Annotated in this window: 6 protein-coding genes and 1 tRNA gene; 4 read left to right on the top strand and 3 right to left on the bottom strand. The window is 68.4% G+C overall.

What is annotated here, in order from left to right; translation table 11 throughout:
- The 4 genes from GWK61_RS29765 to GWK61_RS29750 form a co-directional block, all read left to right on the top strand.
- The coding region (locus tag GWK61_RS29765; protein WP_194914188.1) for a bifunctional DNA primase/polymerase at positions 1-833 on the top strand (833 nt) is incomplete at its 5' end.
- The gene (locus GWK61_RS29760) at positions 833-2,398 is read left to right on the top strand and encodes an AICE element replication initiation protein (protein WP_194914186.1); all 1,566 of its coding nucleotides are present in this window, start codon (positions 833-835) and stop codon (positions 2,396-2,398) included. The genes GWK61_RS29765 and GWK61_RS29760, both read left to right, overlap by 1 nt.
- A 382-nt stretch (positions 2,399-2,780) precedes the next feature.
- The gene (locus GWK61_RS29755) at positions 2,781-3,011 is read left to right on the top strand and encodes a helix-turn-helix domain-containing protein (protein WP_194914184.1); all 231 of its coding nucleotides are present in this window, start codon (positions 2,781-2,783) and stop codon (positions 3,009-3,011) included.
- Positions 3,008-4,246 carry a tyrosine-type recombinase/integrase gene (locus GWK61_RS29750; RefSeq protein ID WP_194914182.1) on the top strand — a complete coding sequence of 413 codons (1,239 nt, stop codon included), beginning with the start codon at positions 3,008-3,010 and terminating at the stop codon, positions 4,244-4,246. The genes GWK61_RS29755 and GWK61_RS29750 overlap by 4 nt, the downstream gene beginning before the upstream one ends.
- Positions 4,247-4,317: 71 nt before the next feature.
- Here the strand turns inward: GWK61_RS29750 and GWK61_RS29745 are convergent.
- The 3 genes from GWK61_RS29745 to GWK61_RS29740 form a co-directional block, all read right to left on the bottom strand.
- Positions 4,318-4,390, bottom strand: a tRNA-Ala gene (locus GWK61_RS29745).
- 80 nt (positions 4,391-4,470) lie between these two features.
- Complete coding sequence (locus GWK61_RS57020; protein WP_015797105.1) at positions 4,471-4,596, bottom strand: DLW-39 family protein; 126 nt, start codon at positions 4,594-4,596, stop codon at positions 4,471-4,473.
- A gap of 453 nt (positions 4,597-5,049) precedes the next feature.
- Positions 5,050-6,180 (bottom strand): C40 family peptidase, encoded by a 1,131-nt coding sequence (locus tag GWK61_RS29740; RefSeq protein ID WP_194914176.1) that lies wholly within the window; start codon positions 6,178-6,180, stop codon positions 5,050-5,052.
- Positions 6,181-6,183: the final 3 nt, after the last annotated feature.

Here is a 6,183-nt window from a genome sequence, read left to right as displayed (position 1 = left end):
CCTCGGCCCACCCGCCCGGTTCCGACTGCCGCGGCGAGTGCGGCCGGCTCGGACACGGCCTATGGGACGCCACCGGCGACCCGGCCGTCATCCGCCGATGGTGGGATTACTGCCCGGCGGCGAACGTCGGGATCAACTGCGGCGCATCCGGGCTGTATGTCCTGGACCTGGACACCCCCAAACCCGACACCCCGCCGCCGTGGCCGCCGTTCGACGTCGAAGGCGTCCGCGACGGCTTCGACGCCCTTGCCGTGCTGGCCGAACACTGGGTCGAACCGCTGCCGCTCGGCGGGCTGGAGGTGCGCACCGGACGCGGGGGCGCGCACCTGTACTTCCACCAGCCCGACGACGCGCAGCTGCGCAACACCGCCAAGAAACTGGGCTGGCTCATCGACACCCGCGGCGTCGGCGGCTACGTCGTCGCCCCCGGCTCCACCGTCGCGGGCAACCTCTACACCGTCACCACCGAGGCCGAGCCCGCCGTGCTGCCGCGGTGGATCCGCCGCCTGGCAGACCCACCGCCACCACCACCGGCACCGCCGCGGCGTTTCCACGGCACTCCCAACCCCGACCGGTACGCCGCCGCAGTGCTCAAGGGCGCACGGGAACGCCTGGCCGCCACTGGCGCCGGCGAGCGCAACGACACCTTGAACGCCGTCGCGTTCAACCTCGGCCGACACATCGCCCGCGGCACCTTCACCCACGCCGAAGCCGAGAACGAACTCCTGGCCGCCGCCCAAGGCCTCGGCGATGCGAACAAAGGCCCGGACATGGCCAAGAGCACCAGCACCATCCGGCGCGCCCTGGCCGACGGACAGCGGAAAGGAACCTGATGGCCGACGAGCACCCAGCCGACAACCCGAACCCGGAACCCGACCCGCCCGACGACGATGTCCTGGACTCGCTGGCCGCCATCGCCAACGAAGTCGGCGCCGAGGTCGAAGCCCAGTTCCAACAGCTCGACACGCCCGCCAAGCCCACCAAAAGCGGCGCCGACAACGACAAGGGACCGAGCCAGGCCACGCGCCTGGTCGAGCTGGCCAACGCCGCATTCCGCACCGTCGCCGGCGCCGACGGCAAAACCTACGCCGTCGCCTTGACCGGCCCCCGCATCGCGCTGCCACTGCGCGGTGAGAACGGCCTGCGGCTCCACCTGGCATCCGCCTACTACGCCGAAACCGGCTCGGCCGCCGGATCCTCCGCCCTCGCCGACGCCCTGACCGTCCTGGAAGGACAAGCCATGAACACCACCCCCGAACCCATCGCACTGCGCGTCGCTCGGCACGAAAACACCCTCGTGCTCGACCTCGGCCACGCCGACGGCCGATGCATCGTCATCAGCCCCGGCGAATGGCACCTGGAGCCGAAATCGCCGGTGCTGTTCCGCCGCACCCGACTCACCTCCCCGATCCCGTTGCCGTCCCGTACCCCCGGCGGGCTGGCCAAGCTGCACGAGCTGCTGAACGTGTCCGATTCCGGATTCCGGCTGATGGTCGCGTGGCTGGTGGCCTCGATGTTCCCGGACATCGCGCACCCCATCCTGACTATCTGCGGCGAGCAGGGCACCGCCAAGTCCACGTGCGGCCGTCTGCTGGTGTCCCTGGTCGATGACTCCCCGGCGCCGCTGCGTACGCCGCCGAAGGACGCCGGGTCCTGGCCGGCGCAGGCCGCCGCATCCTGGACCGTCATGCTGGACAACATCTCCACTATCGCGCCGTGGATGTCTGACGTGCTGTGCAAGGCCGTCACCGGTGACGGAATGGTCACCCGCGCCCTGTACACCGACGACGACGTGAACATCCTGTCTTTCCGCCGCGTCCTGGGCATGACCACCATCGATGCCGGCGCCCTGCGTGGAGACCTCGCCGAGCGGATCCTCCTGACCGAACTCGACCCCATTCCGGCCGACAAACGCCGCACTGAGGAAGAGGTCAACACCATCTTCGAGGAGATCCGGCCGGCCGTTCTCGGCGCCGTGCTCGACCAGACCGCGGCCGTCCTGGCCGCACTCCCGAACGTGAAAGTCGCCGAGCTGCCCCGGCTGGCCGACTTCGCCCGGATCCTCGCTGCCCTCGACCACGTCAATCAGGCCGCCGGCTGGACCACCCTGGACGACTACACCACCCTGGCCGCCGAACTCACCGAGGCCGTGATCGAGGCCGACCCCTTCGCCGATGCGGTGCGCGGCTTCATCAGCAAGAACGGCAACTGGACCGGCACCGCCGGCCAGCTACACGAATTGCTCACCCCCGACAGCCCGCCGAAGGGATGGCCCGCAAGCCCGCGCGGCGTCTCCGGGCAGCTGCGGCGCGTCGCCCCCGCGCTGCGCAAGAACGGCATCGACACCAGCTTCGCCAAGTCCGGCCCCCGGCTCATCCACCTGATCCGTTTGAAGTAGGGCGAATTCAACCGTCCAACCGTCCAGACCGTCCAAATAGCCCGCTGACCAGGCGAAACACCTGGACGGTTGGTGGACGGTCTGGACGGTTGGTCTGGGGACCACTGCCGGTGCGAGGAAACCAACCGTCCAGACCGTCCACCAACCGTCCAAAACGATCAGCACCCTGAGCAGCACAAACCTTGATCGATGGACGGTCTGGACGGTTGGACGGTTGAATCCGGCCCCATCCAAAAGACAGCACTCGCGTGCCCGCCGACGGGCACGCGCGCCGACGCGGTCGCGTCGGCATCCGCGCCTTCTGCCAGCACCCGGCCCCGTGGCCGAGCCTTCCTGGCAGAAGGTTTCGGGGCCCTGTTTACCAGGAGAGGCCCCGCCAAAAATGACCGTCACGGATGCTCTCACGCCGACTGTCGCGGACAGTCCTGACCAGTACTACCGCGTATCCGAAACCCAAAAGATCCTGCGGATGGGCAAGACGACTCTCTACCAGGAGATGCGCTCCGGCCGCCTGGCTTCCGTCAAGCGCGGACGCTCCCGCATCATCCCCGCTGCCGCGATCACCGAATATCAGTCCCTGCTGGCTTCTGAGGCCAAGGAGGTGGGCTGGTGACTGCTGCTGCCGCACCCAACCCCGGCAACGACGACGAGAAGCGCAACAGGAAAGCGCCGTCGCCGAAGAACCGTCGTCGCGGACGCGACGAGGGAAGCGTCTACTGGAGCGAGGATCGCCAGCGTTGGGTCGCCGAGGTGACCGTCGGCTACGCGCCCAACGGCAAGCGCCAGACCAAGAAGAAGTACCGCAAGACCAAGACCGAAGCGACCAACGCACTCAAGGAGATGCGGAAAGACCTCGACGACAAGGCCCTGATTGCAGGCAAAGGAATCACGGTCAAGACCGCCGTCGAGGACTGGCTTCAGTACGGGCTGAACGGCAAGGCACCAAAGACCGTCGAGCTGTATGACTATCTGGCCCGCGTGCACGTCATCCCCAGCCTCGGCGCCCGGAAGCTCCAGGAACTCACTGCCGATGACGTGGACAAGTGGCTAGCCGGCAAGGCTAAGCACCTCAGTACGAGCGTGCTCAACAAGCTGAAGTCAATCCTGCGGCGCTCTATCACGCGCGCCCAGAAGCGCGACAAGGTCAAGCGGAACGTCGTGCTGCTGTGCGACGACGTGCCGACCGGCACCGGTGGGCGCCCGTCGAGAGCTTTCACTCAGGACCAAGCCTCGACGGTGCTCGCTGCGGCGGAAACCAGCCCCTTGGAGGCCTACATCGTGCTGTCGCTGCTGGTCGGCGCGCGGACGGAAGAACTCCGGGCACTCCGCTGGGATCACGTCGATCTGGACGGAGATCCGCGAGCGATTCCGCCCGTTCCGCCGTCGGTGATGGTGTGGCGAGCGGACCGGGAAGGCGGCGACGTGAAGACCAAGAAGTCCCGAAGGACGCTCGCGCTCCCGAGGCTGTGCGTCGAGGTCTTGGCGAGGCACATGCTCATCCAGGAGCACGACCAGGAGCTTGCTGGCGCACGCTGGAAGCAGACCGGGCTGGTGTTCACCACCACGGTGGGGACCGCGCTGGACGCAAGCAACGTGCGCACCGCGTTCGCAAAAGTCACGAAGGCGGCCGACCTCGGTACCGACTGGGCGCCACGCGACATGCGTCACACGTTCGTCTCGGTGCTCTCGGCCAACGGCATGAAGGTCGAGGACATCGCCCGCCTGGTCGGGCACAAGGGCGGGTCCCGGGTCACCGAGGAGGTATACCGGCAGGAGATCAGACCAATGATCGAGGAGGGCGCGCAGGCGATGGACCGCATCTTCCCGAACCCGGAAACCAGACGGTAGTCACTCAGATAGTCACCCACGCACAACGAGAGCCCCTTTCCGATCTTACGGAAAGGGGCTCTGACCTGCGGTGGAGCCAACGAGACTCGAACTCGCAACCCCCTGCTTGCAAAGCAGGTGCGCTACCAATTGCGCCATGGCCCCGTCAGAGCGGTCCGCCTCCCGAAGCCGGGAGACGGACCGTGCCCCGGCTCTAGCTGCCGAGGAAGCCGGATGAGCGGTTCTCAGGCCGAGGGAACCGGGTCGGTCGCCTCGGTCCAGAGGTCCTGCTCCGACTTGTCGGACTGGACCTGCCGGTAGACCAGCAGACCGCCGATGGCAGCCACAACGAGCAGAAGCAATTTCTTCACGTGGCCACCTCCCTTCTGGTAGACGTCTGTGCCCCTGAGCTTAACAGGAGCGGGGGCGAATAGGAGCTGTGAGCGGTACTACGCAAAAATGCGGAGGTGTTCCACTCGTCCCGGGTACGGATGTCTACGCGCCCTGTCCAGGGTCTGGCGGCTTCGGGGCGGCCACCTGCCACGGCGTGGCGCGTTGGGGGTCCGGAGGGCGTCCGGGAGGCGCCCGGATGCCGTCGCGCGGGCACCCGGCGGGCCCCGGCCGGAGTCACGTGGGGAGGATTACGCGACACCGGCTGGCGCCGACCGGGCACCGCTGACGTCCCGGGCCCACACAGCCCGGGACGAGCCGAACGACGGCCGGGTGGCTACCGGCCGACCAGCCGAGTGGCAGGGCGCCAACCGGCCGACCGGCAGTCGGCCAGCCACCGGCCACCAGCCGACAACCACCCAAAAACCGAACCCCTACGGCCGCGCGTAAGAAACCAGCGGCATAGAACTCACCGCGACAACCTCCACCGAAGAACCCGGGTGCGGCGCGTGAATCAGCATGCCGTTCCCGATGTAGATCCCGACGTGGTCCACATAGCTGCTGTTCCCATAGAAGAACGCCAGGTCACCGGGCTGCGCCGAGGAAGCCGGTATCGCCGGCAGCCCCTGCATCTGCGCCGTGGCGGTCCGCGGGATCTCCACCCCGGCCGCCTTCCAGGCCGCCTGGCTCAGCCCCGAGCAGTCGTAGCCACCCGGGCCCGTCGCGCCGAAGATGTACGGCTTGCCGAGCTGCGACTGGGCGAACGCCACCGCCGCGGCCGCGCGGCCGGAGACCGACGGGATCGTCACCTTGGTGCCGCCGCCGTTGGTGGTGGTGCCCGAGCCGGAACCCGAGCCCGACCCCGAGGACGTCGTCGTCGTGGTCGAGTGCTGCGAGGCCGCCTGAGCCGCCGCCAGGGCCGCGGCCTGCTGCCGCTCCTGCTCGGCCTTCAGCGCGGCCCGCTGCTGGGCCTGGAGCGAGTTCAGCAGCGCCTGGGCCTTGGCCACGTCGCCGTCGAACTCCTTCTTGGTCGCCTCAGCGGACTTGGTCTGCTGGTCCAGCAGCGCCATCTTGTCCGCGGCCTCCCTGGCCTTGGCCGCCAGGTCCGCCTTCTGCTGCGCCAGCAGGCCCAGCGTGCCGGCGTTGTCCGCCTGGACCCGGCCCACGGTCGCCGACATGTTCAGCATCGTGGAGGGGTCGGACTGCATCAGGAGCTGCAGGGTGGGGTCGATGCCGCCGCTGCGGTACTGCGCGGCGGCCAGGCTGCCGAGGCGGGACTTGGTCTGCGTCATGGTCGCCTGCTCGGCGGTGATCTCACGGTTGATGCCGTCGACCTGCTGCTGGAGCTTGGCCTCGGCGTCCTGCGCGGCGTTGTACGCCTCGTCGGCGTGGGCGGCCTTCTGGTAGAGCGTGTTCAGCTGGTCGTTCACCTGGGCGATGGTGGGCTGCGGGTCGGCGTTGGCGACGCTGGGCACCAGGACCATGGTCCCGGCCGCGGCCGCGCCGATCGCGAGCTTGGTGTACTTCGGGGCACGCGTACGACGATGTCGGGCATTGACAGTCATGCG

The sequence above is a fragment of the Catenulispora rubra genome, from assembly GCF_015356825.1.
In the GTDB taxonomy this organism is placed as follows: domain Bacteria; phylum Actinomycetota; class Actinomycetes; order Streptomycetales; family Catenulisporaceae; genus Catenulispora; species Catenulispora rubra.
This window is presented reverse-complemented; position numbering and strand designations above follow the sequence as displayed.